General features: G+C 62.7%; 25 protein-coding genes. 15 read left to right on the top strand and 10 right to left on the bottom strand.

All coding sequences use genetic code 11. The annotated features are described in order from the left end of the window. Window positions 1-58: 58 nt before the first annotated feature. Both HBO05_RS18295 and HBO05_RS18300 read right to left on the bottom strand, forming a co-directional pair. Window positions 59-781, bottom strand: coding sequence for a hypothetical protein (locus tag HBO05_RS18295; protein WP_172313640.1), 723 nt, complete (start codon window positions 779-781; stop codon window positions 59-61). A 121-nt stretch (window positions 782-902) separates the two neighbouring features. Next, complete coding sequence (locus tag HBO05_RS18300) at window positions 903-1,130, bottom strand: DUF6124 family protein (protein WP_172313642.1); 228 nt, start codon at window positions 1,128-1,130, stop codon at window positions 903-905. Window positions 1,131-1,525: 395 nt separating this feature from the next. Here HBO05_RS18300 and HBO05_RS18305 point away from each other — a divergent pair, with 395 nt between their 5' ends. Together HBO05_RS18305 and HBO05_RS18310 are read left to right on the top strand one after the other, a co-directional pair. After that, window positions 1,526-1,786, top strand: coding sequence for a type II toxin-antitoxin system RelE/ParE family toxin (locus HBO05_RS18305; protein ID WP_172313694.1), 261 nt, complete (start codon window positions 1,526-1,528; stop codon window positions 1,784-1,786). Window positions 1,787-1,800: 14 nt separating this feature from the next. Beyond that, complete coding sequence (locus HBO05_RS18310) at window positions 1,801-2,088, top strand: HigA family addiction module antitoxin (protein ID WP_172313644.1); 288 nt, start codon at window positions 1,801-1,803, stop codon at window positions 2,086-2,088. Between the two features lie 158 nt (window positions 2,089-2,246). Here HBO05_RS18310 and HBO05_RS18315 read toward each other — a convergent pair whose 3' ends face one another. The 6 genes from HBO05_RS18315 to pilG all read right to left on the bottom strand — a co-directional run bounded on the left by HBO05_RS18315 (window position 2,247) and on the right by pilG (window position 12,123). After that, the gene (locus HBO05_RS18315; protein ID WP_169953565.1) at window positions 2,247-2,702 is read right to left on the bottom strand and encodes a chemotaxis protein CheW; all 456 of its coding nucleotides are present in this window, start codon (window positions 2,700-2,702) and stop codon (window positions 2,247-2,249) included. After that, window positions 2,695-8,550 carry an Hpt domain-containing protein gene (locus tag HBO05_RS18320; RefSeq protein ID WP_172313646.1) on the bottom strand — a complete coding sequence of 1,952 codons (5,856 nt, stop codon included), beginning with the start codon at window positions 8,548-8,550 and terminating at the stop codon, window positions 2,695-2,697. Before HBO05_RS18320 ends, HBO05_RS18315 begins: the two co-directional genes overlap by 8 nt. A gap of 158 nt (window positions 8,551-8,708) precedes the next feature. After that, the gene (locus HBO05_RS18325) at window positions 8,709-10,760 is read right to left on the bottom strand and encodes a methyl-accepting chemotaxis protein (RefSeq protein WP_169953563.1); all 2,052 of its coding nucleotides are present in this window, start codon (window positions 10,758-10,760) and stop codon (window positions 8,709-8,711) included. Next, on the bottom strand, window positions 10,757-11,293 hold the full coding sequence (locus HBO05_RS18330; protein ID WP_169953562.1) for a chemotaxis protein CheW: 537 nt from the start codon (window positions 11,291-11,293) through the stop codon (window positions 10,757-10,759). Before HBO05_RS18330 ends, HBO05_RS18325 begins: the two co-directional genes overlap by 4 nt. A gap of 12 nt (window positions 11,294-11,305) precedes the next feature. After that, entirely contained in the window at window positions 11,306-11,671 is a 366-nt protein-coding gene (pilH, locus tag HBO05_RS18335) for a twitching motility response regulator PilH (protein ID WP_169953561.1), read from the bottom strand. 44 nt (window positions 11,672-11,715) lie between these two features. Further along, window positions 11,716-12,123: a twitching motility response regulator PilG gene (gene pilG / locus HBO05_RS18340; RefSeq protein WP_032858786.1), complete on the bottom strand. Its 408-nt coding sequence runs from the start codon at window positions 12,121-12,123 to the stop codon at window positions 11,716-11,718. Window positions 12,124-12,361: 238 nt separating this feature from the next. On the opposite strand from pilG, the gene gshB reads away from it, so the two are divergent. The 7 genes from gshB to HBO05_RS18375 all read left to right on the top strand — a co-directional run bounded on the left by gshB (window position 12,362) and on the right by HBO05_RS18375 (window position 18,285). Beyond that, complete coding sequence (gshB, locus tag HBO05_RS18345; RefSeq protein ID WP_029300457.1) at window positions 12,362-13,315, top strand: glutathione synthase; 954 nt, start codon at window positions 12,362-12,364, stop codon at window positions 13,313-13,315. 77 nt (window positions 13,316-13,392) lie between these two features. Then, window positions 13,393-14,292 (top strand): energy transducer TonB, encoded by a 900-nt coding sequence (locus HBO05_RS18350; RefSeq protein WP_169953560.1) that lies wholly within the window; start codon window positions 13,393-13,395, stop codon window positions 14,290-14,292. 100 nt (window positions 14,293-14,392) lie between these two features. After that, complete coding sequence (locus HBO05_RS18355) at window positions 14,393-14,962, top strand: YqgE/AlgH family protein (protein ID WP_170042156.1); 570 nt, start codon at window positions 14,393-14,395, stop codon at window positions 14,960-14,962. Beyond that, window positions 14,962-15,399 (top strand): Holliday junction resolvase RuvX, encoded by a 438-nt coding sequence (gene ruvX, locus HBO05_RS18360; RefSeq protein WP_005792259.1) that lies wholly within the window; start codon window positions 14,962-14,964, stop codon window positions 15,397-15,399. The genes HBO05_RS18355 and ruvX overlap by 1 nt, the downstream gene beginning before the upstream one ends. 82 nt (window positions 15,400-15,481) lie before the next feature. After that, on the top strand, window positions 15,482-15,988 hold the full coding sequence (gene pyrR, locus HBO05_RS18365; protein ID WP_169953558.1) for a bifunctional pyr operon transcriptional regulator/uracil phosphoribosyltransferase PyrR: 507 nt from the start codon (window positions 15,482-15,484) through the stop codon (window positions 15,986-15,988). A gap of 24 nt (window positions 15,989-16,012) precedes the next feature. Further along, window positions 16,013-17,017, top strand: a complete 1,005-nt coding sequence (locus HBO05_RS18370; protein ID WP_038444135.1) for an aspartate carbamoyltransferase catalytic subunit — start codon at window positions 16,013-16,015, stop codon at window positions 17,015-17,017. After that, complete coding sequence (locus HBO05_RS18375; protein WP_169953557.1) at window positions 17,014-18,285, top strand: dihydroorotase; 1,272 nt, start codon at window positions 17,014-17,016, stop codon at window positions 18,283-18,285. Before HBO05_RS18370 ends, HBO05_RS18375 begins: the two co-directional genes overlap by 4 nt. Window positions 18,286-18,428: 143 nt before the next feature. On the opposite strand, the gene HBO05_RS18380 is transcribed toward HBO05_RS18375, so the two are convergent. Next, window positions 18,429-18,857, bottom strand: a complete 429-nt coding sequence (locus HBO05_RS18380) for a TM2 domain-containing protein (protein ID WP_169953555.1) — start codon at window positions 18,855-18,857, stop codon at window positions 18,429-18,431. 249 nt (window positions 18,858-19,106) lie between these two features. Between HBO05_RS18380 and HBO05_RS18385 the strand changes: the two genes are divergently transcribed. Continuing rightward, the gene (locus tag HBO05_RS18385) at window positions 19,107-19,742 is read left to right on the top strand and encodes a C40 family peptidase (protein WP_170042154.1); all 636 of its coding nucleotides are present in this window, start codon (window positions 19,107-19,109) and stop codon (window positions 19,740-19,742) included. A 76-nt stretch (window positions 19,743-19,818) separates the two neighbouring features. Here the strand turns inward: HBO05_RS18385 and HBO05_RS18390 are convergent, their stop codons facing one another. Beyond that, complete coding sequence (locus tag HBO05_RS18390; protein WP_172313648.1) at window positions 19,819-20,853, bottom strand: type IV pilus twitching motility protein PilT; 1,035 nt, start codon at window positions 20,851-20,853, stop codon at window positions 19,819-19,821. Between the two features lie 57 nt (window positions 20,854-20,910). Here HBO05_RS18390 and HBO05_RS18395 point away from each other — a divergent pair, with 57 nt between their 5' ends. From HBO05_RS18395 to metW, 5 genes are all read left to right on the top strand, one after another. Further along, window positions 20,911-21,597 (top strand): YggS family pyridoxal phosphate-dependent enzyme, encoded by a 687-nt coding sequence (locus tag HBO05_RS18395; RefSeq protein WP_170042152.1) that lies wholly within the window; start codon window positions 20,911-20,913, stop codon window positions 21,595-21,597. Window positions 21,598-21,630: 33 nt separating this feature from the next. Next, window positions 21,631-22,449: a pyrroline-5-carboxylate reductase gene (gene proC, locus HBO05_RS18400; protein ID WP_057440375.1), complete on the top strand. Its 819-nt coding sequence runs from the start codon at window positions 21,631-21,633 to the stop codon at window positions 22,447-22,449. Window positions 22,450-22,458: 9 nt separating this feature from the next. Further along, window positions 22,459-23,049, top strand: coding sequence for a YggT family protein (locus tag HBO05_RS18405; protein WP_057440376.1), 591 nt, complete (start codon window positions 22,459-22,461; stop codon window positions 23,047-23,049). A gap of 162 nt (window positions 23,050-23,211) precedes the next feature. After that, complete coding sequence (locus HBO05_RS18410) at window positions 23,212-24,351, top strand: homoserine O-acetyltransferase (protein WP_169954935.1); 1,140 nt, start codon at window positions 23,212-23,214, stop codon at window positions 24,349-24,351. A 7-nt stretch (window positions 24,352-24,358) separates the two neighbouring features. Beyond that, window positions 24,359-24,979: a methionine biosynthesis protein MetW gene (metW, locus tag HBO05_RS18415; protein WP_029300485.1), complete on the top strand. Its 621-nt coding sequence runs from the start codon at window positions 24,359-24,361 to the stop codon at window positions 24,977-24,979. Window positions 24,980-24,988 lie beyond the last annotated feature (9 nt).

The following is a 24,988-nucleotide window of genomic DNA, read 5'->3' on the forward strand; positions in this document are numbered from 1 at the left end:
GTGAATCGGGGGGGTATCAATCAAGCTCGGCGGTGGATTGTTACGGTTGGAGTAACGGTCAGGAGCGCCGCCATTCCATGCGCTGGCGCCACACCGTCCAGCCCAAGCCAATGCCCGCCACGCCATGAAACCCCAGCACCGCCGCCAGGCTCCAGCTCACCAGCCCCCAAATCGCCTGCACGTACACGGGCAGCAGAAACAGCAGCAGCCCAAACAACACGGCCACGCCCCATTGCTCCCACTTCATCAACCGACGCAGATAGGAGACGATCGCGCAGCCTGACACCGCGCCCAGGAAAGCCAGCAACAGGCCGGTGACTTCATGCCCCGACACCACGGGCCAATCCAGGCGCCACAAGGGCAGGCAGAAAACAGTCAGCACCAGTGAACACATCAGGATAAACACGAACAGGTATTCAAAGACCGCCAGGCCCCAGCCACGAATGCTGGTGCGGGTCTGTTCAATCTCGGCCTTGCTTGGTCTTTTCGAAATGGCCACCCCAAGCAAGCACGAGCCCAAACCGCCGAGGCTCATGACCACCAGGTTGATCACAACACCCTTGATTTCTTTGCCTGTGGCGTTGAGCACGAGGGTTTCCAGGTACCCCAAGATAAACACCGCGCCCACCACCGAAATCCCGAAGCCAGCGAGCTTGCCGCGCCGTGTCGGAAAACTCATCGTCGCGCTGGCAGTGAACACCAACACCAGGAACCACAACAGCAAAGCACCGGTAAACGGGGTGAGGTTGTACAGCCAGGCAAATACGTCAAATAGCCACATTGTGTTGTTGCTTCCACCGAAAGACTCGTCGGGTTATCGGCGGGTTTACGTGGGGCTTTACCCGAGCAGGCATCAGTCCCAAAAAGGGAACGAACGGTCCCTTTCTGGGACTGATCAAGTTTTACGCAGCGGCCGCAGGCGATAGTTGCTCCAGCGCACGCTCGACCAGCAGTTGGCCCAGTTCGGTCATTTGTTGGATGGCCAGGAGCACGCCGCGCTGGGCGCCGTTCAGCTCAAAGGCCAGGCCGCAGGTCAGGGCGTTGAGGGACTCGAGGGTTTCGGTGTTCTGGTGTGGGTTGACGGTGAAGATACTGGATGAGGTAGGTCGGTTGGGGGTGGGTTTGATCATGGTGAACATCTCCGATATGTGAAGGAGACTGACACCGCTTGCTTGCACGCAAATCGGGTGGCAGCTGTGCGCAGGTGTGCAAGACCGGGCATATCGGACCCCGGCAGACCCGAAGGTCTCCCACGCACAGCCGCCATAACAAACACAGCAGGCATAAAAAACGCCCGCTGAATGGCTATGGGCGTTGGTGCGCCGATATGTAACCGGACTTGCACGTCCGTGTCACCGTTTTTTGCGATGACCGACCAAGCCTAGGCGCGCAGGCGGCGAGCGACAAGTTCATGGGCGGCGCGAAAATGCGCGGGAAAAATCTGAAGGCATCATGCCGCATGATCATTCCTACAGATTTTTAGGGTTGTTGCTCGGATGGCACCTCTCTAGCCTTTGGAATTTGAATCATCTCACCAGAAGAACATTATGAAACAGGATCAACCAAAGGCATCAACGCGGGTCACGCGAAACGCTTGCGTCGTGTGCTGCTGATTCTGGATAGCGCAGGACACCCGGGCGAATTGAATCTCCCAGGATGGCGTTTTCATCGACTCAAAGGCGATCTGCTCGACTACTGCTCCGTCAGCATTAGCGGTAACTGGCGCATCATTTTTCGTATGCTTGATGATCACGTCGAACTGGTTGATTACCTTGACTACCATTGAACAGGGGCACGTACATGGGTATGCACAACCCGCCACATCCCGGCGAAATCCTGCTTGAGGATGTGATGCCCAGCTTGGGCATCACCATTACCGACATGGCCCGGCGGCTCGGCTTTGCCAGGGAAACATTCTCCAGGATCCTGCATGGTCACGCGCCAGTCAGCCCAGACCTTGCCGTGAGGTTGGAGCGGGCAGGCATCAGCAAAGCGCGGTTATGGTTGTCGATGCAAAGTACCTACGATCTTTGGCAAGCAGAGCACCGTGAACAACCGGTCATTGAGCGTTTTGCGCAGATTAAGTAAGGTTTGGCGCCAAGCGCAATCCAATGTGGGAGCTGGCTTGCCTGCGATGCAGACGCTTCGGTGTGTCAGTTAAACCGAGGTGATGCTATCGCAGGCAAGCCAGCTCCCACACAAGCCAGCTCCCACATTGGGTCTTCAGAGGTGCTGAAAACGGTTGTTCACGCCAACCCAGCCTCGACCAGCAGCGCTTCCAACCCCATCAGATCCGGCACTTTCGCCACATGCTCGCCGACCTGTACCGCCGCCAGTTCCAGCGGTGATAGGGGTACGTCCACGTAGCTCAACTGGCTGTCGAGCTTGTACGAGCGGGGAATGCCCTGGATCACTAGCGCGATGAACTTCAAGGTCGGGCGCCCGCCGAGGGCGTTGAGCACGACGATCCGTGCGCGTTCGCTGACAACGCTGGTACCACCGCAGGCCGCTTCGAAGCTGATCAGGGGCAGTTGCTGGTCGCGCCAGGTCACTTGCCGCAGGTACCACGGCGGAGCGTCGCTGGCCGGTTCGCCGCGCTGGAAGTCGATCAGCTCGGCCACCGCTACGTTGGGCAGCAGCAGGTGGCGGTCGGCCAGGGGCAGCAGCAAGCCGGTGAGTTGGCTGGTGCGGTGGTCAAGCATGTTTCGGGCTCCAGTAGGCGATGCTTTCGAGCAACACCGACTCTTGATAGGGCTTGCCAAGGTAGTCGTTGACGCCAATCGCCATGGCCCGATCGCGGTGTTTCTGGCCGGTGCGCGAGGTGATCATGATGATCGGCAGGCGCGCGAGCCGTGGGTCGTTGCGCACCTGGATCGCCACTTCAAAGCCATCCATGCGCGGCATTTCGATGTCCAGCAACATCAGGTCCGGGGTGTGTTCTTCGAGCAGGGCGATGGCGTCGATGCCGTCCTTGGCAGTCAGTACGTTCATGCCGTTGCGCTCGAGCAGGCGGCTGGTGACTTTGCGTACGGTCACTGAGTCGTCTACCACCAGCACCAGCAATCGCTGTTTTTTCTGCGGCTCGTTGACCGCCAATGCCGTGTCCGCCGCCTGGGCCGGCAAGGCCGGGGCCAGGGCGCGGATATGTGCCAGCAGGTCGATGATCAACACCACCCGGCCATCGCCGAGAATGGTCGCCCCGGACAGCCCCTGCACCGCCGCAAACTGCGGGCCCAGGCCCTTGACCACGATTTCCCGGGTGCCGGCCATGTCGTCCACCTGCACCGCAATATATCGCTCGTTGCATTGCATCAGCAGCACCGGCAGCGGCTGGCTTTGCCCCAGCAGCTTGGGCCGGGCCACGGTGTGCAGCAGCTCGCCCAGGTAATACAGCTCATAGCGCTGGCCGGCGTATTGATACACCGGCGGGTCCAGTTGGTAGTGCCCTTCCAGCTCATTGGGCAACACGCGCACCAGGCCCTGGATGGTGTTCAGCGGGATCGCGTACTGGTCTTCCGCGCACTGCACCATCAACGCCCGGTTGACCGACACGGTGAACGGCAGGCGAATGCGAAAATGCACGCCCTGCCCCGGCGTAGAGTCGATCACCATGCTCCCGCCGAGCTGGCGCACTTCTTCATGCACCACGTCCATGCCCACGCCGCGCCCGGAAATCTGGGTGATTTTTTCGGCGGTGGAAAAGCCCGGCTGCAAGATGAACTGCAACACATCGCGATCGCTGATCTCCATCTCCGGGTCCAGCAGGCCACGCTTGATCGCCTTGCGCCGCACCGCATCCAGCGGCACGCCAGCGCCGTCGTCGCGCATGTCGAAGATGATGTCGCCACCTTCATGGCTCAGGTCCAGGGTGATCCGGCCCTTCTGCGGCTTGCCCGCCAACAGCCGTGCATCCCGCGATTCCAGGCCATGGTCGACGGCGTTGCGCAGCATATGCTCCAGGGGCGCGGCCATGCGCTCCAGCACGTTGCGGTCCATCTCGCCCTCGGCATTGCCGACCACGAATTCCACGTCCTTGCCCAGCTCGCCGGCCACTTGCCGCACGATACGCTTGAGGCGCGGCAGCATGCGCTCGAACGGCACCATGCGCGTGCGCATCAGGCCTTCTTGCAGCTCGGTGTTGATCCGCGCCTGTTGCTGCAACAGGTTCTGCGCGTCCTGGTTACGCTGGTCGAGGGTTTCCTTGAGGTCCAAAAGGTCCGAGGCCGACTCGGACAACGCGCGGGACAGCTGTTGCAACTGGGAATGGCGATCCATTTCCAGTGGATCGAATTCTTCGTAGCCCAGGCGCTCGGTCTCGGCGTGCTGGCGGCTGAGGATACGGCCCTGGGTCTCGGTATCGAGGCGGCGCAGTTGGTCACGCATGCGCTCGATGGTGGTTTCCACCTCACTGAGGGCGGCGCGGGCGTCGTTGACCTGCTGCTCGATGCGCCCACGGAAAATCGAGGTTTCGCCGGCGAGGTTGACCAGGTCATCCAGCAGCTCGGCAGAGATTTTCACCATGTCCGCGCCCGGCTCGCTAGCGGCCGGGGCTTCGGGTTTGCTGGCGGCCATGGCGACCGGTGCGGCCTGGTCTTCGCTGGGCTGGACCAGGCTTTTGATGCGCTCGATCAGGCGCTCCACCGAACCGACCGGCAACCCCGCCGCCACTGCCTCGACCATCTGCGCCAGGCGGTCATGGCAGCCCTGCAGCAGCGCAAACAGCTCGCTGGTGGGCGCCAGCAAGCCCGCCGACAGGCCTTCGTAGAGAAACTCCAGTTCGTGGGCCAGGTCGCCAATCGGGCCAATCTCGACCATCCGCGCGCCGCCCTTGAGGGTGTGCAGGTCGCGCAGCAGAGTCTCGACTTCCTGGCGGCCCTGGGGCTCGGCCTGCCAGCGCGACAGTGCGGCGCCGGAGCTGTCGAGGATGTCGGCCGCTTCCTCCAGAAAGATGTCCAGCAGCTCCGGATCACTGCCGCCGCCCTGTGCATCGGGCGGTGTGGGCAGCGCCACCGGCGCGGCGTTCTGGCGCACCTCGCGCAAGCGGCCAATCAGGGCGCTGGAATCACTCAAGGGTTGCTGCTCTTGCAACTGCTCCAGTTGCAAGGCCAGGTGTTCATGGCTGTCCATCAACACTTGCGCCATTTCAACGGAGTAGTTGTAGCGCCGGTCCACCAGGCCTTCGTAAAGGCTTTCCAACTCTTGGGCCAGATCGCCCACCGGGCCGATTTCGGCCATGCGCGCACCGCCGCGCAGGGTGTGCAGGTCGCGTTGCAGGGACGACAGCGGCGCCACGCCGTCGGGGTCCAGCAGCCAGCGCTTGAGGGACTGCCCGGCGCTGTCGAGGATATCCACCGCTTCTTCAAGGAAGATCTCGACGATCTCATCGTCCACCGCCCAGTCCTGCTGCAACTGCGAGGTGGCCGCGCCCAGTTCGGCAATGCTCAAGGCGCGACTGCCATCGGTTTTGATCAGGCCGGTGGCGCTGGGGTCGAGCCCTTCATCGAGTAACTCGCGCAAGGCTTTCATGCGCGCCGGCGCCGGGCAGACCTCCTGGCCGGCGGCCAGTTGGTCGAGCATGTTGATCAGGGCTTCATGGGCCTGTTCGGCCTCCTGGAAAAATCGCTCGCTGACCGCCAGGCTGCTTTCTTCCACCGCGCCATACAGGTCGAGCAAGGCTTCGCACAGTTCATCCATCGGATGCAGTTCGGCCAGGTGCGCGCCCTCGCCCAGGGTGGTCAGCTCGTCCAGCAACGCACTGAGCTCCTGGCGCTCGCCAGGGTGTTGTTGCCAGCGCCGCAGCAGGCTTTCGGCATCGAGCAGGATGTCCATGCCCTGGGCCAGGAAGTTGCTGATCAACTGTGGGTCGCGCTTGACCCGCAGGCCGGCGCTCGGCGCATTGAGGAAGGCTTCGAGCTGGCTGTCGAGGCGCGCCTGGGTGCGCTCGATCAACGATTGCGCACCGTCGATGGGCGCCAGGGGGTCACTGTCCAACTGGCGCAGGCCGCGCTGGAACAGGGCTTCGCCCTCCAGCAGCAAGTCGATTTCATCCAGGTCGAGGGCCAGGCGATGGGCCTTGTATTCACGGGTCAGGTGGTCCAGCGGCCGCGCCAGTTCGGCGATGGGCAAGACGCCCGCCATGTAGGCACTGCCCTTGAGGGTATGCAGGGCACGTTGCAGCTCATCGCTGACAGGCAGTGGCATCTGCTCGGTGGCCTGGTGCAAAAACCGATTGAGGCTGTCCAGGTGACTCTGTGCTTCGTTGCGAAAGATCTCCAGCAGCAGTGGGTCGAGCGCGCTGTCATCCTGAGCCACGGCTGGCGGTAACGGCGCGCCACTGGCCAGGGCATGGGCGCGTGCGGCAAGGTGGTCGACATCATCGCGCTGGCGCTGGGTGTCGGCGGCGAACTCGGCGATCAAGGCCGGCAGCAGCACCAGCACGTCATCCAGCACCGCCTGGACCTCGGCGCCCGGCGCGACCACCCGCTCGAGCACGCGGTTCAGCAGGTTTTCCACGGCCCACGCCAGTTCCGCCAACACCAGGGCACGCACCATGCGCCCGCTGCCCTTGAGGGTATGGAAGGAGCGGCGCATGTCGCTCAGGGCGGTTTTATCTCCAAGGCTGGCGGCACCTTGGGGCACCAGGCGCTGCAACACTTCCAGCACTTCGGCGGTTTCTTCCAGGAACACTTCGCGCAGTTCATCATCCACCGACTCTTCATCGGCTGGCGGCGGCAGCAGGCTGCCCGGGCGTTGCAGGGCCGGTGGGTTGAGACGTGGGGTCGGGCTGGCCAGGGCCTGCGCCAGGGTCTGGGAATCGACCGGCAATTCATCGTGCGGTGCCGAGGGTTCCTGGCGCCAGGCTTGCTGCGCGGGCACTGGCGCATAACCTAGCGCCGCGAGCCCTTCAAAAGCGATATCCAACACCCGCTCGCCCGGTGCATCCGGGTCCTGCAGCATGCGCTCCAGGTAGTGTTCCAGGCTGGTGAGCACATCGGCGCAATGCTCCAGCTGCGCCGCCGGCGGCGCGGTGTCATGGCCCATCCACTGTTCATCGACGTAAATCTTGAAGCCACGCACCAGGCTCGCCGCGCGCGGCAGCGGGATCATCGCCAGGGCGCCACGCACCTGGGTCAGCAGCTCTGGCAGGGACTCCAGGCGCTGTGTATCCCATTGCGCCTCAAGGCAGTCGATGACCAGCTCTCGCGCCTGCTTGAGGCACTGGCATGACTCCTTGATCACCAATTGGTGGATCTGGGTCAGGTCGGTGGTGGGCAGGCGGCTGTCTTCACGGTTTTGCGGTTCGACGGTGCCGACCATCCCGGCCAGCGTCGCCTCGACATACAGCAACGCCCCGGCCACATCCATCAACACGGCATCATTGGGCTCGCGCTGCCCCTGGGCCAGGCCCTGGACCACCGCCAATTGGTCGATGATCACTTTGCGCGGCTGGCCAAAGCCCAATACCGCCAGGGTATCGGCGATCTGCCGCAACGGCGCCAGCAGGCTGTCCAGGCCAGAGATGTGTTGGCGGTCGCTGCGCACGAACAGGTCCAGGCGCTCCTTGACCCGCACCAACTCCTCACACAACGCACCGAGCACCGAGCCCATGGCGTTGCGGTCCGGCCCGGCCAGGCGCGCGCGCTCGGCATCGACCACGGTGCTGTCGGGCAAGGCTTCATCCAGGCCGTAGCGTTCCTTGAGGCTTTGCATGCGCGGTGTCGGTCGGGTGACTTTGGCGATGTAAAACAGCAGGCTCTTGAGCAGTTGGTCGGGCGCCGGGGTGTTGATCCCTTCGATGCCCTGGATTTGCAGGCGCTTGAGCACCTTGTCACAGCTCTTGAGCAGGCTGCGCAACGCCGGGCTATTGGCGATAACGCCGGTGAGCATGCCTTCGGCCAGCGCCGAGGTGACTTGCCACAACGCCAGCAACGGCGCGCCGTGGCACAGCGCTTCCAGTTGCGCGAAGACCCGCGCCATGTCTTCCAGGTTGCTCGGGCCGTGGTCTTCACGCAGCAGCCCGGCCAAGCCCTGTTGCAGCATTTGCCGCCATTGCTGCAGTTGTTCGGCAAAATCGGCCGGCGCTCGTTGGGCCAGGGCATCATCGGGCAGCGGCGCGATCACCAGCAGTTGCGGGCTGAACAGGCTGGTTTCCGAGAGCAGGCTTTTGCCGTGCACGCTGCGCAGGTCGTTGAGCAGTGGCAACACCACCAGGGGCAGGTCGCGCCGCGCGCTGTGCACACGGTCCAGGTACAACGGCAGTTGGCCGAGGGCTTGCTGCAGCAGGCGAATGCCTTCTTCACGCTGGCTGACACGCCCGGCTTGCAGGGCCAGGGCCAGGTGCTCCATTTCTTCGGCGAGCAGTGCCGCGCCGTAGAACTCGACCATTTGCAGGGCACCGTGGACCTGGTGAATGCCCTCCAGGCACTGCGCCAGGGCTTGCTCGCTGGCGTCCTCGGCAAAGGCGTCCAGCGCCGCACGGGCCTGCTTCAGGGTTTCGGCGATCTCGCCCTTGACCCATTCGAGGGCGACGTAGTCGTGCCGGTCAACCATAACGACTCCCGTCTGAATGGGTGAAAAGTGAGAATCCATGTGGGAGCGGGCTTGCTCGCGAAAGCGCTGGGTCAGTCGGCACATTAGGTGACTGATACACCGCTTTCGCGAGCAAGCCCGCTCCCACATTTAGATTGCGGTGGTTTTGGGGAGGCATGTCATTCATCGGTCTTGCGCACGGGCGGCAGGGTGAAACCCGATACCGAGCGGCGCAACTGGCTGGCCATTTTGGCCAGGTTGCCAATGCTCTCGGCGGTGGCCGTGGAGCCCGATGAGGTCTGGCTGGTGATCTGCTGGATCACGTTCATGGTCAGGGAGATCTGCCCCGCCGACGAGGTTTGCTGCTGCGCGGCGTTGGAGATGCTCTGGATCAGCGCGGCCAGGGTCTTGGACACCCCCTCGATTTCTTCCAGGGCCACCCCGGCGTCCTGGGCCAGGCGCGCGCCACGTACCACTTCGGTGGTGGTCTGCTCCATGGAGATCACCGCTTCGTTGGTGTCGGTCTGGATCGCCCGCACCAGGTTCTCGATCTGCCGGGTAGCCGCCGACGAGCGCTCGGCCAGGCGTTGCACTTCATCGGCCACCACCGCAAACCCGCGCCCGGCGTCACCGGCCATGCTCGCCTGGATCGCGGCATTGAGGGCCAGGATGTTGGTCTGCTCGGCGATGTCGTCGATCAGGCTGACGATGTCGCCGATTTCCTGGGACGACTCGCCCAGGCGCTTGATGCGCTTGGCGGTGTCCTGGATCTGCTCGCGAATGTTGTCCATGCCATGGATGGTGTTGTGCACCACCTCGTTGCCCTTGTTGGCGATCTCCACCGAGCGCTCGGCCACCGCCGAAGACTCGGCGGCGTTGGCCGATACCTGGTCGATGGATTGGGCCATCTGGTTGATCGCCGTCGAGGCTTCGGCAATCTGCTGGGCCTGGTGTTCCGAGGCCTGGGCCAGGTGCATGGCGGTGGCCTGGGTTTCCTGCACGGCGCCGGCCACTTCACCGGCGGTGAGGTTGATGGTCGCCACCAGGTCGCGCAACTGGTCCACCGAATAGTTGATGGAGTCGGCGATGGTGCCGGTGAAGTCTTCGGTCACCGAGGCGGTCACGGTGAGGTCGCCGTCGGCCAGGTCTTCGATTTCGTCGAGCAGGCGCATGATCGCGTTCTGGTTGCGTTCGTTTTTCTCGGCGGTTTCGCGCAGCTGGCGATTGGTCTCGCGCACCATCACCAGGCCAATCAGGATGATTGACGCCAGCGCCAGCAAGCCCAGGACATAGCCGCCGATGGTGTCGAGGGTGCGCCCGCCGGCCAGGTTTTCAAAACCGGTGGCCAGGTGCGAGGCTTCATCGAGCAGGGTTTGCGACAGGCTGAAGATGTTGCTTGCCGAGGCGCGCACCTGGAACAGTTGCGGCGAGGTTTCGAGGATTTCATCCACGGAGCCGGAGACAAACTCGAACAGCTCGGCAATCTCCGCCAGGCGCGCACGGGCATCCGGGTCCTGCACTTCGCTGATCTTCAGGCCTGCGCTGCCCTGGAGCATGCCGGCCAGGACCTGGCCAAAGCGGTTGGCATCGCGGCCAAAGGCGTCGGCGGCCTTGACCGCCGTGTCATCCCCCGCCAGCACGGTGTTGACCGCCCCCAGGATGCGCTCGGCCAGCAGCGACTGGCGCTGGGCCACGGCCACCTGGCTGGCGGGCGCGCCGCGCTGCAGCAGGATCTCGACGACCTTTTCCGACTCCAACTGCAATTGCGGCACGGTTTCGGCCAGGGTCGCCGCCACTTGATGCAGGGACAGCACCGTCTGCTCGCTGGCCAGGATCACGTCGGTGTTCTTGAGCAAGGCTTCCCAGTCATGCTGCACGGCGCGCATTTCGCTGCGCACGGCGCTGGGCGCAGCGGGCAGGCCGGTGGCCGGGTCGCCTTTTTTCAGGTAGCTCCAGCGCTGGGCAAAATCATTGCGCGCCTCGCTCAACAGCTTGAACGCGGCGGCCTTGCCGGCTGCGGCCTCGGTGGCGTTCTTGGCAATGCGCTGGGACAGCACGCGCAGCTCGCCGGCGTGGCCGATGTACTGCTTGTCGTAGGTGGACTGGGTGTTGAGGTACGCGAAGTTGGCGAACAGCAGCATGATGAAGATAATCAGCGCGATAAACAGCACGATGATCTGCGAGCGGCTACGGGAGGCTTCCTGCGGTTTGACGGGCGTGGCGGTGCTCATGCGGCAACATCCAGAAAGCCCGGGGCCTGGGCCAGGGCGAAGGGGCTGAAGACCTGCCACAGCGGGTCGCCGCTGAACTGGCCTTGGATAAACGCGGCGCTGGCCGCGGGCACGCTGGCCGATACCGGGCGCAGCTGGTCCTGGGCGAAGTGCTGCAGGCCGACCACCTCATCCACCAGCAGGCCGACGAAAGTGTCTTCGTGTTCGATCACCAGCACCCGGCGCTGCTTGCGCGCCGTCGACAGCTCGTAGCCGAAAAACCCGCACAGGTTGATCACCGGCAGCAAGCGCCCGCGCAGGTTGGCCACGCCCCTGACCCAGGGCTTGACCCCGGGCATCAGGGTGCAGCGCGGTTCATGCAGTACCTCGGCGACTTCGCCCATGGGCGCCACATACCAATGCCCGCCCAGGCGAAAGCCAATGCCACTCCAGCTGTGCGAGCGGGTTTCCTGGGACGGCAAATCAGCGGCCAACAGGCGGCAACGGCGGTCGATGTCCAGCAGCAGCTCAAAGGCGGTTTGCGACTCGGTCATGGGAACGTGCCGTCAGGACTTGAGCACCGAGTTCAGCACTTCGATCAGCTTGTCTTCTTCCACCGGCTTGGTCAGGTACGCCTTGGCGCCCTGGCGTGCGCCCCAGATCTTGTCGGTTTCCTGGTCCTTGGTGGTGACGATGATGATCGGGATACCGTTGGTTTCCGGCTCCTTGGACAACTGGCGTGTAGCCTGGAAGCCATTGAGGCCGGGCATGACGATATCCATCAGGACGGCGTCGGGTTTTTCCTGGCGGGCCAGGGCCACGCCATCGGCGCCATTCTCGGCCTTGAGGACTTGGTGGCCGTGCTTTTCCAGCATGCCGGTCAGTTTGTACATTTCAGTCGGCGAATCGTCGACGATCAGAACGCGTGCCATGGTTTTCCCCACTACATTGGTTGACGCAAGCCCAGGGGGCTGGGTCAATGTGCTTGTTCTACTGCGGCGAAACCCGGCACATAGGCCTTGATCGCACTGAGCAGTTCTTCCTTGCTGAAAGGCTTGGTCAAAAATTGATCGACGCCGACGATGCGCCCTTTGGCCTTGTCGAACAGGCCGTCCCTGGACGACAGCATGATCACCGGGATGGCCTTGAACGCCGGGTTGTTCTTGACCAGGGCGCAGGTCTGATAGCCATCCAGGCGCGGCATCATGATGTCGACAAAGATAATGTGCGGGTGATGGTCAACGATCCTGGCCAGGGCATCAAAACCGTCGATGGCCGTGATGACTTCGCACCCCACGTTCTTCAACAGCGTTTCAGCGGTGCGGCGAATCGTTTTCGAGTCGTCGATCACCATCACTTTCAAGGCGTTGGAATGCTGTTCCATATCTGCTCTACCATCGCCACAGCGAATCGGGTTTCGGCGTGTACTGCCGGATGCTGCCTGGGACGAGCGCCAAAACCCTTGCCATGCAAGGGCCGACACGCCATGGCAGCCTTTTTAGCACAGACTGGGGAGGCAATCTATCGGCCGACCGGCAAGGTGGTTTTTCCTTGACCCACAACAGCCGCAGCGCCACTCTGACGCCACTTTTATGCGCCCTTATTTGCTAGAGGAATTCCCCATGAGCGTTCGCGTCGGCATTGTCATGGACCCTATCGCCAGCATCTCCTATAAAAAGGATAGCTCGCTGGCCATGCTGCTGGCCGCCCAGGCCCGCGGCTGGACCCTGTTCTATATGGAACAGCGCGACCTTTACCAGGGCGATGGCGAGGCGCGGGCGCGGATGCGCCCCTTGCAGGTGTTCGCCAACCCTGAGAAATGGTTTGAGCTGCAAGACGAGATCGACAGCCCCCTGAGCGACCTGGACGTGATCCTGATGCGCAAGGATCCGCCGTTCGACATGGAGTTCGTCTACTCCACCTACTTGTTGGAGCAGGCCGAGCGCGCCGGCGTGCTGATCGTCAACAAGCCGCAGAGCCTGCGCGACTGCAACGAAAAACTGTTCGCCACCCTGTTCCCACAGTGCACGCCGCCGACCGTGGTCAGCCGCCGCGCCGATGTGCTGCGTGAATTTGCCGCCAAGCATGGCGATGTAATCCTCAAGCCGCTGGATGGCATGGGCGGCACCTCGATCTTCCGTCACCGCGCGGGCGACCCGAACCTGTCGGTGATCCTTGAGACCCTGACCGCCCTGGGCACCCAGCAGATCATGGGCCAGGCCTACCTGCCAGCAATCAAGGACGGCGACAAGCGCATCCTGATGATCGACGGCGAGCCGGTGGATTATTGCCTGGCGCGTATCCCGGCGGCCGGCGAGACCCGTGGCAACCTCGCGGCCGGTGGTCGTGGCGAAGCCCGCCCGCTGAGCGACAAGGACCGCTGGATCGCCGCCCAGGTTGGCCCGACCCTGCGGGAAAAGGGCCTGCTGTTTGTAGGCCTTGACGTAATTGGCGAGCACCTGACCGAAATCAACGTGACCAGTCCCACCTGTATCCGCGAAATAGACAACGCGTTCGGCACCAATATCGGCGAAATGCTTATGGCGGCAATTGCCGACAAGCTACAAGCCAAGTGACATAGAACAGCCAGATGTAAACCAACATTGCGCTATCATGCGCCACCCGTGAGACGCGCGATGTTGGTTTTCCTGTTATGACGCTTCCGTCCGACCTGCCCCCCGAACTCAGCCACAGCGGCGTACGCCCGGCTGATCGGCTCGGATTTACCCTGTTCCTGGCAGCGCTGATTCATTTGGCGTTGATCCTCGGCCTGGGCTTCACGTTCGTCGAACCCCAGCAAATCAGCAAAACCCTGGAAATCACCCTCGCCACCTTCAAAAGTGAGAAAAAGCCCGAGAAGGCTGACTTTCTGGCGCAGGACAACCAGCAGGGCAGCGGCACCCTGGATAAAAAGGCAGTGCCCAAGACCACCGAAGTGGCGCCCTTCCAGGACAACAAGATCAATAAGGTCACCCCGCCTCCAGCGGCCAAGCCCGAGGTCAAGCAGGCCGCGCCCAAGGCCGCCGTCGCCACCATTGCGCCAAAACCCCAGAAGGCCGTGACCCAGCGCGAAGCCGTGAAGACCGAGCCTGTGCCGAGCAAGCCCGCACCGACATTCGACAGCTCGCAACTTTCCAGCGAAATCTCCAGCCTGGAGGCCGAACTGGCCAACGAACAACAGTTGTATGCCAAGCGCCCGCGCATCTATCGGCTCAATGCCGCCTCTACCATGCGCGACAAAGGCGCCTGGTATAAGGACGAATGGCGCAAGAAGGTCGAGCGCATCGGCAACCTGAACTACCCGGACGAGGCCCGGCGCCAGCAGATCTACGGCAACCTGCGCCTGCTCGTATCAATCAACCGCGACGGTTCCTTATATGAAGTGCTGGTGCTGGAGTCGTCCGGCCAGCCATTACTGGACCAGGCGGCACAACGCATCGTGCGCCTGGCCGCACCGTTCGCCCCGTTTACCGGCGACCTGAACGATATCGACCGCCTGGAAATCATCCGCACCTGGCGCTTTGCCAAGGGCGACCGGCTTTCCAGCAATTGACTACCCCAAGCTCGCTCCTACACGGGCAAAAAATCCGCTAACCGTATTCCTACACATCCCCAGCTTGTCAGTTCGCCCCTCCAACGCCACACTAGCGGACATGAAAAATGTCAGCCCGACTTACCTCAAGCACCAATTCCTGATCGCCATGCCCCATATGGCCGACCCGAACTTTGCGCACACCTTGACCTATATCGTCGAGCACACGGCCAATGGCGCCATGGGGCTGGTGGTCAACCGACCGCAAGACCTGAACCTGGCGGATATCCTTGAGCAACTGCGCCCGGAGATCGACCCACCCGCCAGTTGCCAGGCGGTGCCGATCTACTTCGGTGGCCCGGTGCAGACTGACCGCGGCTTCGTGCTGCATCCCAGCGGCCCGACGTTCCAGGCAACCGTCGACCTGGAGGGCGTGTCGTTGTCCACTTCCCAGGACGTGCTGTTTGCCATCGCTGATGGCGCCGGCCCGCAGCAGAGCCTGATCACCCTGGGTTACGCGGGCTGGGAGGCCGGGCAACTGGAAGAAGAGCTGGCCAACAATGCCTGGCTGACCTGCCCCTTCGATGCCGACATTCTGTTCAACACCGCCAGCGAACTGCGCCTGAATGCCGCGGCCAAGCAGTTGGGGGTCAACCTCAACCTGCTGACCAGCCAGGTGGGGCACGCCTGATGGCCTTGCGACTGATCCTCGGGTTTGATTACGGCACCAAGCAGATTGGCGTGGCCGTGGGCCAGGTCATCACCGGCCAGGCCCGCGAGCTGTGTACCTTGAAGGCGCAGAACGGCATACCGGACTGGAATCAGGTCGAAGCCCTGATCAAGGAATGGAAGCCCGACGCAGTGGTGGTCGGCCTGCCGCTGAACATGGACGGCACCCCCAGCGACATGTGCCTGCGCGCCGAAAAGTTCGCCCGCCGCCTCAACGGCCGCTACAACCTGCCCTTCTATACCCACGATGAACGCCTGACGACCTTCGAGGCCAAGGGTGAGCGTCGCGACCGTGGCGGGCAGAAAGGCAGCTACCGCGACAACCCGGTCGACGCCATTGCCGCCGCCTTGCTGCTGCAGGGGTGGCTGGATGAAAACACTGCTTTATTTGAATCCTGACTGACGCGGCTTGCCGCGTCTTCTTACGTTTGAGCCCGGACTTTGCCAGCGTCACGCTGCCCAAGCCCTTGAAGGAGCCACCATGAGCCTGCCCAATCCCGCCGAACTGATCCGTCAGATGGCGACGAGCCTCACGACCCACCTGCAACACCGCGCCATCAGCGAGCCGCGTTTCATCGGTATCCGTACCGGTGGCGTGTGGGTCGCCCAGGCGTTGCTGCAAGAGCTGGGCAGTGATGCGCCCCTGGGCACCCTGGATGTGTCCTTCTACCGCGATGACTTCAGCCAGAACGGCCTGCACCCGCAAGTGCGCCCGTCAGCGCTGCCCTTTGAAATCGAAGGCCAGCACCTGGTACTGATCGATGACGTGCTGATGAGCGGGCGCACGATCCGCGCCGCCATGAACGAGCTGTTCGACTACGGCCGCCCGGCCAGCATCACCCTGGTCTGCCTGCTCGACCTCGAGGCTGGCGAACTGCCGATCAGCCCGGATGTGGTGGGCGCGACCCTGTCGCTTTCGGCCCAGCAGCGGGTAAAATTGTCCGGTCCCACGCCGCTCGAACTCGAACTGCAAGACCTCGCCCTTTAAACCGCCTTGTAAAGAGTCCCCGCGATGACGCCTCTAGATGCCAAGCGCCCGCTGCAGCTCAACGCTCAGGGCCAGCTGCAACACTTCCTGTCCCTCGACGGCCTGCCCCGCGAATTGCTCACCGAAATCCTCGACACTGCCGACTCGTTCCTTGAAGTCGGCGGCCGGGCGGTGAAGAAAGTCCCGCTGCTGCGCGGCAAAACCATTTGCAACGTGTTCTTCGAGAACTCGACGCGCACCCGCACCACCTTCGAACTGGCGGCCCAGCGCCTGTCAGCCGACGTGATCACCCTGAACGTCTCCACCTCGTCGGCGAGCAAGGGCGAAACCCTGCTCGACACCCTGCGCAACCTGGAGGCCATGGCGGCCGACATGTTCGTGGTGCGTCATGGCGACTCGGGCGCGGCGCACTTTATCGCCGAACACGTGTGCCCGCAGGTGGCGATCATCAACGGTGGCGATGGCCGCCACGCCCACCCGACCCAGGGCATGCTCGACATGCTCACCATCCGTCGGCACAAGGGCGGCTTTGAAAACCTCTCGGTGGCCATCGTCGGCGATATCCTGCACTCGCGGGTGGCACGCTCGAACATGCTGGCCCTGAAAACCCTGGGCTGCCCGGATATCCGCGTGATCGCGCCGAAAACCCTGCTGCCGGTAGGCATCGAGCAATACGGGGTGAAGGTCTACACCGACATGGCCGAAGGCCTGAAGGATGTCGACGTGGTGATCATGCTGCGCCTGCAACGCGAGCGCATGGCCGGTGGCCTGCTGCCCAGCGAAGGCGAGTTCTACCGCCTGTTCGGCCTGACCACCGCACGCCTGGCCGGCGCCAAGCCGGATGCCATTGTCATGCACCCAGGCCCGATCAACCGAGGGGTGGAGATTGAGTCGGCGGTGGCCGACGGTCCGCACTCGGTGATTCTCAACCAGGTCACCTACGGCATCGCGGTGCGCATGGCCGTGCTGTCCATGGCCATGAGCGGGCAAACTGCCCAACGTCAATTCGAGCAGGAGAACGCCCAGTGAAGCTCAGCATTCTCGGCGCCCGAGTCATCGATCCGGCCAGCGGCCTGGATCAAGTCACTGATCTGCACCTGGAAGCCGGCAAGATCATCGCCATCGGCGCCGCCCCCAGTGGTTTCAGCCCGGTTCAGAGCATCGACGCCAAAGGCCTGGTGGCCGCGCCCGGCCTGGTAGACCTGAACGTGGCCCTGCGCGAGCCGGGTTACAGCCGCAAAGGCAGCATCGCCAGCGAAACCCGCGCCGCCGCTGCAGGCGGTGTCACCAGCCTGTGCTGCCCGCCGCAGACCAAACCGGTGCTGGACACCTCGGCCGTGGCCGAGCTGATCCTCGACCGCGCCCGCGAGGCCGGCAATTGCAAAGTGTTCCCCATCGGCGCCCTGAGCAAAGGCCTGGATGGCGAGCAACTGGCCGAGCTGATTGCCCTGCGCGACGCGGGTTGCGTGGCCTTCGGCAACGGCCTGGAGAGTTTCCGCAGCACCCGCACCCTGTGCCGTGCCCTGGAGTACGCGGCCACCTTCGACCTGACGGTGATCTTCCACTCCCAGGACCACGACCTGGCCGAAGGCGGCCTGGCCCACGAAGGCCCCACCGCCAGTTTCCTCGGCCTGGCAGGCATCCCGGAAACCGCAGAAACCGTGGCCCTGGCCCGTGATCTCCTGCTGGTGGAACAAAGCGGCGTACGCGCGCACTTCAGCCAGCTGACCAGCGCCCGCGGCGTAGCCTTGATCGCCCAGGCCCAGGCCCGTGGCCTGCCGGTGACCGCCGATGTGGCGCTGTACCAGTTGATCCTGACCGATGAGGCGTTGATCGACTTCTCCAGCCTGTACCACGTGCAACCGCCACTGCGCACCCGCGCCGACCGTGACGGTTTGCGTGCGGCGGTGAAGTCCGGGGTGGTTTCGGCGATCTCCAGCCACCACCAGCCCCACGAACGGGATGCCAAGCTGGCACCGTTTGGCGCGACAGAGCCTGGGATCAGTAGCGTCGAGCTGCTGCTGCCACTGGCAATGACCCTGGTGGAAGATGGGTTGCTGGACTTGCCAACGTTGCTGGCACGCCTGAGCTCAGGCCCGGCGCAAGCGCTGCGCCTGCCGGCGGGCAAGCTGGCGGTGGGTGCGGCGGCGGACCTGGTGCTGTTTGACCCGGCCAGTTCTACTGTCGCCGGCGAGCAGTGGCTGTCCCGCGGTGAAAACTGCCCGTTCATCGGCCATAGCTTGCCGGCGACTGTGCGTTACACCCTGGTGGATGGACGGATCAGCTACCAGGCCTGACCCGCTAAAGTGTGGGAGCTGGCTTGTGTGGGAGCTGGCTTGCCTGCGATTGCATCACCTCAGTGTCACTGACATACCGAGGTGCCCGCATCGCAGGCTAGCCAGCTCCACATTTGACCGTGCCCACATGCGCCCAGCTACGCTTACCGCCCGCCCAGGCGCTCGGCATTGCGCACCGAAATCTGCGTGTTCAGTGTCCAGAAGTCATACAGCACGCCAATCAGGAACAAGCCGCCGGTCACCAGGTACAACAGGCCGGTGAGCCATTTGCCCTGATACATGCGGTGCAAGCCAAATACCCCAAGAAACGCCAACAGAATCCACGCCACGTTGTATTCAATGGGCCCGGCGGTAAAACGCAGGTCGGCTTCACGGTCCATTGCCGGGATCAGAAACAGGTCGATCAACCAGCCAATCCCCAGCAAACCAAAGGTGAAGAACCAGATCGTCCCGGTCACCGGCTTGCCGTAGTAGAAGCGGTGCGCCCCGGTAAAACCGAAGATCCAGAGCAGATAACCGATCATCTTGCTGTGAGTGTCCTGTTGCGAAACATCCTGTCGATAGGTGTTCATGAATGACCTCTTTTGCCTCGATAGATAAATATTTCTGGTTTCTTTGTGACTTTTTTACAGGCACCCGACGTACGGCAAATGCTATCGTCGCTTCCCTCAAAGCCTTATGCCGCCTGACTTGTGTAGGACAATTGCGACAGTTCGTCGCGGTTTTCCTGATTTTGACGTCAAGGTTCAGTCGACAAACGGCCTGAGAAAGACACTAAAAGCTGTTATAAAGTTGCGCGCAAACCAACAAGAGCCTGCCTTATGCGACCATTTTTAAAGACATGGCTAACCATTTGCCTATTGATGCCACTGGCCGCCCACGCCACCAATCGTGAGCAACGACTTCCGAACGTTAATGGTTTCACCCCTAAAGTTCACGCCACTACCAGCTCCGCCAAATCGGTAAAGCTCAGCGTCAAGCGCCCGGCTCAACTGAGCAAGGCCAACGTTAAAGCAGTTCCCGGCCTGGTCGCGAGCAATAACCAGCAAAGCAGCAAAGTCTTGAGCCGTGCGGTCAACGTGCTCGGTACCCCTTATCGTTGGGGCGGCAGCAGCCCAAGTAAAGGCTTTGATTGCAGTGGTTTGGTGAAATACGCCTTCAATGATGTAGCTGCGGTGGACTTGCCACGCACCTCCAATGCCATGGCCAGCGGCCACGGGCAGAAGGTTGATCGCAAGGATTTGAAGCCCGGCGACCTGTTGTTCTTCAAGCTCAAGAGCCGCCAGGTCAACCATGTAGCCATTTACCTGGGCAACGACCGTTTTATCCACGCACCGCGCCGTGGCAAGTCGGTCAGTATCGACACCCTGAAAAAACCGTTCTGGAACAAGAACTACGTGATTGCCAAGCGCGTGCTGCCCAAAGAGCAGAACAACCTGCGGATTGTGCAGCGCTGACAGTAAATGCAAATGTGAATGCTGGCTTGTGTGGGAGCTGGCTTGCCTGCATCCCAGGCAAGCCAGCTCCCACATCCTATATATCTGCTGGCACCCGCGCCTGCCCCCGCGCCTCTTCGCGACTAATCAGCCCCTGACCGACCAACCCCTTCAAGCTCATATCCAACGTTTTCATCCCCAACGCCCCACCTGTCTGGATCGCCGAGTACAACTGCGCCACTTTGTCCTCGCGGATCAGGTTACGGACCGCCGGCGTGCCGAGCATGATTTCATGGGCCGCCACGCGCCCGCCGCCGACTTTGCTCAATAACACCTGGCTCACCACCGCCTGCAGCGACTCCGAGAGCATCGAGCGGACCATGGCCTTTTCCCCAACCGGGAACACATCCACCAGCCGGTCCACGGTCTTTGCCGCCGAACTGGTGTGCAGGGTGCCGAACACCAGGTGCCCGGTTTCAGCCGCTGTCAGGGCCAGGCGGATAGTTTCCAGGTCGCGCAACTCCCCCACCAGGATCACATCCGGATCTTCGCGCAGAGCAGAACGCAGGGCCGCCGAAAAGCTGTGGGTGTCCCGATGCACCTGGCGCTGGCTGATCAACGCCTTACGCGGTTCGTGGACAAACTCGATGGGATCCTCAAGGGTCAGGATGTGCTGCTGGCAAGTGTTGTTGAGGTAATCGACCATCGCCGCCAGGGTGGTGGACTTGCCCGAGCCCGTGGCACCTGTCACCAGCACCAGCCCCCTGGGCAGCTCGGCGATGCGCCGGAATACATCGCCAAGCCCCAAGGCTTCCAGGCTTTGGACCCGCGAGGGGATCGCGCGAAACACCGCGCCCATCCCCCGGTGCTGGCGGAACACATTGGCGCGAAAGCGCGCAACACCCGGCACTTCAAAGGAAAAATCCGTTTCAAGAGATGTTTCGAAATCCTTTTGTTGGTGTTTATTGAGGATCGGGCTGAGCAGGTCGGCCAGTTGGGCTGCACTCAGCACCGGCCAATCCAGCGGCAGAACCTCACCATCAACGCGCACCCTCGGCGCCAGCCCTGCCGACAGATGCAGGTCGGAGGCGCCCCGGCTGACACTTGCGGCCAGCAGTTCAGTGATGTCCATAGGGCTATCCATTTCCAGTAGAATGCCGCGGACTCCATATCCACGGGCGCAACTTGAATGTCGACCATAGCAGACAATATCGGCCTGGTTAGTGAGCGCATCCGTGCCGCGGCCCGGGCCGTGCAGCGCGATGAAAGCAGCGTCCACTTGCTGGCCGTGAGCAAGACCAAACCCGCGCAAGCCGTGCGCCAGGCCCATGCCGCAGGGATACGCGACTTCGGCGAGAACTACTTGCAGGAAGCCCTCGGCAAACAGGCGGAATTAACCGACCTGCCCTTGAGTTGGCACTTCATCGGCCCCATTCAATCGAACAAGACGCGCGCTATCGCCGAGAACTTCGCTTGGGTGCACTCCGTGGACCGCCTGAAAATCGCCCAACGCCTGTCCGAACAACGCCCGGCCGACCTGCCACCGCTCAATATCTGCATCCAGGTCAATGTCAGTGGCGAAGCCAGCAAATCCGGCTGTACACCCGCCGATTTGCCAGCATTGGCCGAGGCGATCCAGGCCCTGCCCCGCTTGAAGCTGCGCGGCCTGATGGCGATCCCCGAGCCCACCGACGACCGCGCACAGCAAGATGCGGCGTTTGCCGCCGTACGAGACTTGCAAGCGAGCCTGAACCTGGGGCTCGACACACTTTCCATGGGCATGAGCCATGACCTTGAGTCGGCCATTGCCCAAGGGGCCACCTGGGTGCGGATCGGTACCGCCCTGTTTGGCGCCCGCGACTACGGCCAGCCATGAAATGGCTGACTTCCATCTGAGTAAGGACCTGTCATGAGCAGCACGCGTATAGCCTTTATCGGCGCCGGTAACATGGCGGCCAGCCTGATCGGCGGCCTGCGGGCCAAGGGCCTGCAAGCCTCGCAAATTCGCGCCAGCGATCCGGGCGCCGAGACCCGTGCCCGGGTGAGCGCAGAACACGGTATCGAAACCTTCGCCGACAACGCCGAGGCCATCCAGGGCGTCGACGTCATCGTGCTGGCAGTCAAGCCACAGGCCATGAAGGCCGTGTGCGAAGCCCTGCGCCCAAGCCTGGCGCCGCAGCAACTGGTGGTGTCGATTGCCGCCGGTATCAACTGCGCCAGCATGAACAACTGGCTCGGCGCCCAGCCGATCGTGCGTTGCATGCCCAACACGCCATCATTGCTGCGCCAAGGCGTCAGCGGCCTGTACGCCACCGCCCAAGTGAGCGCCGCCCAGCGTGAGCAGGCCCAGGAGCTGTTGTCGGCCGTGGGCGTGGCCCTGTGGCTGGAAGAAGAACAGCAACTGGATGCCGTCACCGCCGTGTCCGGCAGTGGCCCGGCGTATTTCTTCCTGCTGGTCGAAGCCATGACCGCCGCCGGTGTGAAGCTGGGCCTGCCACGGGAAATCGCTGAGCAACTGACCCAGCAAACCGCCCTCGGCGCCGCGCATATGGTGGTGTCCAGCGATGTGGACGCGGCCGAGTTGCGCCGGCGCGTGACCTCGCCCAATGGCACCACACAGGCGGCCATCGAATCGTTCCAGGCCGGGGGCTTTGAAGCCCTGGTCGAAAAAGCACTGGGTGCCGCCGCGCACCGCTCGGCCGAACTTGCCGAACAACTGGGTCAATAAGGAGCCAATATGATTGGTTTGAACACCGCCGCCGTCTATGTACTGCAAACCCTCGGCAGCCTTTACCTGCTGATCGTGCTGTTGCGTTTTGTCCTGCAACTGGTACGCGCCAACTTCTACAACCCGCTCTGCCAATTCGCCGTGAAGGCCACCCAGCCACTGCTCAAGCCGCTGCGCCGGGTGATCCCGAGCCTGTTCGGCCTGGACATGTCGTCGCTGGTCCTGGCGATCCTGGTCCAACTGGCGCTGATGGCCCTGACGCTGCTGCTGACCTACGGCACCATGGGCAATTTCCTGCAACTGCTGGTCTGGGCCCTGATCGGCGTGACCGCGCTGTTCCTGAAGATTTTCTTCTTCGCCCTGATCATCAGCGTGATCCTGTCGTGGGTCGCACCGGGCAGCCATAACCCGGGCGCCGAACTGGTCAACCAGATCTGCGAGCCGGCATTGGCGCCGTTTCGCAAGATCCTGCCGAACCTGGGTGGCCTGGATATCTCGCCGATCCTTGCGTTCATGGTGCTCAAGCTCCTGGACATGCTGGTGATCAACAACCTGGCGGCAATGACCATGATGCCGGACATCCTGCGCTTGCTGATCTGACCTTTGTAGGAGCCGGCTTGCCGGCGATGGCACCCGCGAAAACGCCATCGCCGGCAAGCCGGCTCCCACAGAAACAAGCCGTCATCAGCCAGGACAAGGTTCGCTTGCCGCTAGCCCCCCCTCTCTTTAGACTTACGCCTCATTTAAACGAGAGCAGGGTCGATGCCAGCTGCCTTCCCCCCCGATTCTGTTGGACTGGTCGTGCCCCAAGTGGCGCACTTCAGCGAACCCCTGGCCCTGGCCTGCGGTCGATCGCTGCCGGCCTATGACCTGATCTATGAAACCTACGGCGAGTTGAACGCCACGGCCAGCAATGCCGTGCTGATCTGCCACGCCCTGTCCGGCCATCACCACGCCGCTGGCTACCACAGCGCCGACGAGCGCAAGCCCGGCTGGTGGGACAGCTGCATCGGCCCCGGCAAGCCCATCGACACCAACAAATTCTTTGTGGTCAGCCTGAACAACCTTGGCGGCTGCAATGGCTCCACCGGCCCCAGCAGCCTCAACCCGGAAACCGGCAAGCCGTTTGGCGCCGACTTCCCGGTACTGACCGTCGAAGACTGGGTGCACAGCCAGGCACGCCTGGCCGACCTGCTGGGCATCCAGCAATGGGCCGCGGTGATCGGCGGCAGCCTGGGCGGCATGCAGGCCCTGCAATGGACCATCACCTACCCCGACCGCGTGCGCCATTGCCTGGCCATCGCCTCGGCCCCCAAGTTGTCGGCGCAGAACATCGCCTTCAACGAAGTGGCGCGCCAGGCGATCCTCACCGACCCCGAGTTCCACGGTGGTTCGTTCCAGGAAGCCGGGGTGATTCCCAAGCGCGGCTTGATGCTGGCGCGGATGGTTGGGCATATCACCTACCTGTCGGATGACTCCATGGGCGAGAAATTCGGCCGTGGGCTCAAGAGCGAGAAGCTCAACTACGACTTCCACAGCGTCGAATTCCAGGTCGAAAGCTACTTGCGTTACCAGGGCGAGGAGTTTTCCGGGCGTTTTGACGCCAACACCTACCTGCTGATGACCAAGGCTTTGGACTACTTCGACCCGGCGGCAAACTTTGACGACGACCTGGCGAAGACCTTCGAGGGGGCCAGCGCCAAGTTCTGCGTGATGTCGTTCACCACCGACTGGCGCTTCTCGCCGGCCCGTTCGCGGGAGCTGGTGGATGCGCTGATGGCTGCGCGCAAAGACGTCTGCTACCTGGAGATCGACGCACCGCAAGGCCACGATGCCTTCCTGATCCCGATCCCGCGCTACCTGCAGGCCTTCAGCAATTACATGAACCGCATAACTTTGTGAGAACGCCATGAGAGCCGACCTGGAAATCATCCAAGACTGGATCCCCGCCGGCAGCCGCGTGCTCGACCTGGGTTGCGGCGATGGCGAACTGCTGAGCTGGCTGCGCGACAACAAGCAAGTCACTGGCTATGGCCTGGAAAACGACCCGGACAACATCGCCCAGTGCGTGGCCAAGGGCATCAACGTGATCGAGCAGGACCTGGACAAGGGCCTGGGCAACTTTGCCAGCAACAGCTTCGATATCGTGGTGATGACCCAGGCCCTGCAGGCCGTGCACTATCCGGACCGGATCCTCGACGAGATGTTGCGCGTCGGCCGCCAGTGCATCATCACCTTCCCCAACTTCGGCCACTGGCGCTGCCGCTGGTACCTGGCCACCAAGGGCCGGATGCCGGTATCGGACTTCTTGCCGTACACCTGGTACAACACGCCCAACATTCACTTCTGCACCTTCGAGGACTTCGAAGCACTGTGCAGCGGGCGCGAAGCCAAGGTGATCAACCGCCTTGCCGTCGATCAACAGCATCGCCACGGCTGGGCGAGTAAGCTATGGCCTAATCTTTTGGGTGAAATCGGGATTTATCGGGTCAGCAGTCCTGGCCTGACCGACCACCAGATTGCCGTCTAACCATTTTCG

It is taken from the genome of Pseudomonas sp. WS 5079 (assembly GCF_012985465.1).
Classification (GTDB): Bacteria; Pseudomonadota; Gammaproteobacteria; order Pseudomonadales; family Pseudomonadaceae; genus Aquipseudomonas.

Bases quoted from the DNA above. Each gene is read 5' to 3' on its own strand.
- HBO05_RS18385 (WP_170042154.1), top strand. From the start codon at position 19,107: ATGCGACCATTTTTAAAGACATGGCTAACCATTTGCCTATTGATGCCA.
- proC (WP_057440375.1), top strand. From the start codon at position 21,631: ATGAGCAGCACGCGTATAGCCTTTATCGGCGCCGGTAACATGGCGGCC.
- HBO05_RS18330 (WP_169953562.1), bottom strand. From the start codon at position 11,293: ATGACCGAGTCGCAAACCGCCTTTGAGCTGCTGCTGGACATCGACCGC.
- pyrR (WP_169953558.1), top strand. From the start codon at position 15,482: ATGAGCCTGCCCAATCCCGCCGAACTGATCCGTCAGATGGCGACGAGC.
- gshB (WP_029300457.1), top strand. From the start codon at position 12,362: ATGAGCGTTCGCGTCGGCATTGTCATGGACCCTATCGCCAGCATCTCC.
- HBO05_RS18300 (WP_172313642.1), bottom strand. From the start codon at position 1,130: ATGATCAAACCCACCCCCAACCGACCTACCTCATCCAGTATCTTCACC.
- HBO05_RS18370 (WP_038444135.1), top strand. From the start codon at position 16,013: ATGACGCCTCTAGATGCCAAGCGCCCGCTGCAGCTCAACGCTCAGGGC.
- HBO05_RS18310 (WP_172313644.1), top strand. From the start codon at position 1,801: ATGGGTATGCACAACCCGCCACATCCCGGCGAAATCCTGCTTGAGGAT.
- metW (WP_029300485.1), top strand. From the start codon at position 24,359: ATGAGAGCCGACCTGGAAATCATCCAAGACTGGATCCCCGCCGGCAGC.
- HBO05_RS18295 (WP_172313640.1), bottom strand. From the start codon at position 781: ATGTGGCTATTTGACGTATTTGCCTGGCTGTACAACCTCACCCCGTTT.
- HBO05_RS18320 (WP_172313646.1), bottom strand. From the start codon at position 8,550: ATGGTTGACCGGCACGACTACGTCGCCCTCGAATGGGTCAAGGGCGAG.
- HBO05_RS18350 (WP_169953560.1), top strand. From the start codon at position 13,393: ATGACGCTTCCGTCCGACCTGCCCCCCGAACTCAGCCACAGCGGCGTA.
- HBO05_RS18390 (WP_172313648.1), bottom strand. From the start codon at position 20,853: ATGGACATCACTGAACTGCTGGCCGCAAGTGTCAGCCGGGGCGCCTCC.
- HBO05_RS18380 (WP_169953555.1), bottom strand. From the start codon at position 18,857: ATGAACACCTATCGACAGGATGTTTCGCAACAGGACACTCACAGCAAG.
- pilH (WP_169953561.1), bottom strand. From the start codon at position 11,671: ATGGCACGCGTTCTGATCGTCGACGATTCGCCGACTGAAATGTACAAA.
- HBO05_RS18405 (WP_057440376.1), top strand. From the start codon at position 22,459: ATGATTGGTTTGAACACCGCCGCCGTCTATGTACTGCAAACCCTCGGC.
- HBO05_RS18325 (WP_169953563.1), bottom strand. From the start codon at position 10,760: ATGAGCACCGCCACGCCCGTCAAACCGCAGGAAGCCTCCCGTAGCCGC.
- pilG (WP_032858786.1), bottom strand. From the start codon at position 12,123: ATGGAACAGCATTCCAACGCCTTGAAAGTGATGGTGATCGACGACTCG.
- HBO05_RS18355 (WP_170042156.1), top strand. From the start codon at position 14,393: ATGAAAAATGTCAGCCCGACTTACCTCAAGCACCAATTCCTGATCGCC.
- HBO05_RS18315 (WP_169953565.1), bottom strand. From the start codon at position 2,702: ATGCTTGACCACCGCACCAGCCAACTCACCGGCTTGCTGCTGCCCCTG.
- HBO05_RS18395 (WP_170042152.1), top strand. From the start codon at position 20,911: ATGTCGACCATAGCAGACAATATCGGCCTGGTTAGTGAGCGCATCCGT.
- HBO05_RS18410 (WP_169954935.1), top strand. From the start codon at position 23,212: ATGCCAGCTGCCTTCCCCCCCGATTCTGTTGGACTGGTCGTGCCCCAA.
- ruvX (WP_005792259.1), top strand. From the start codon at position 14,962: ATGGCCTTGCGACTGATCCTCGGGTTTGATTACGGCACCAAGCAGATT.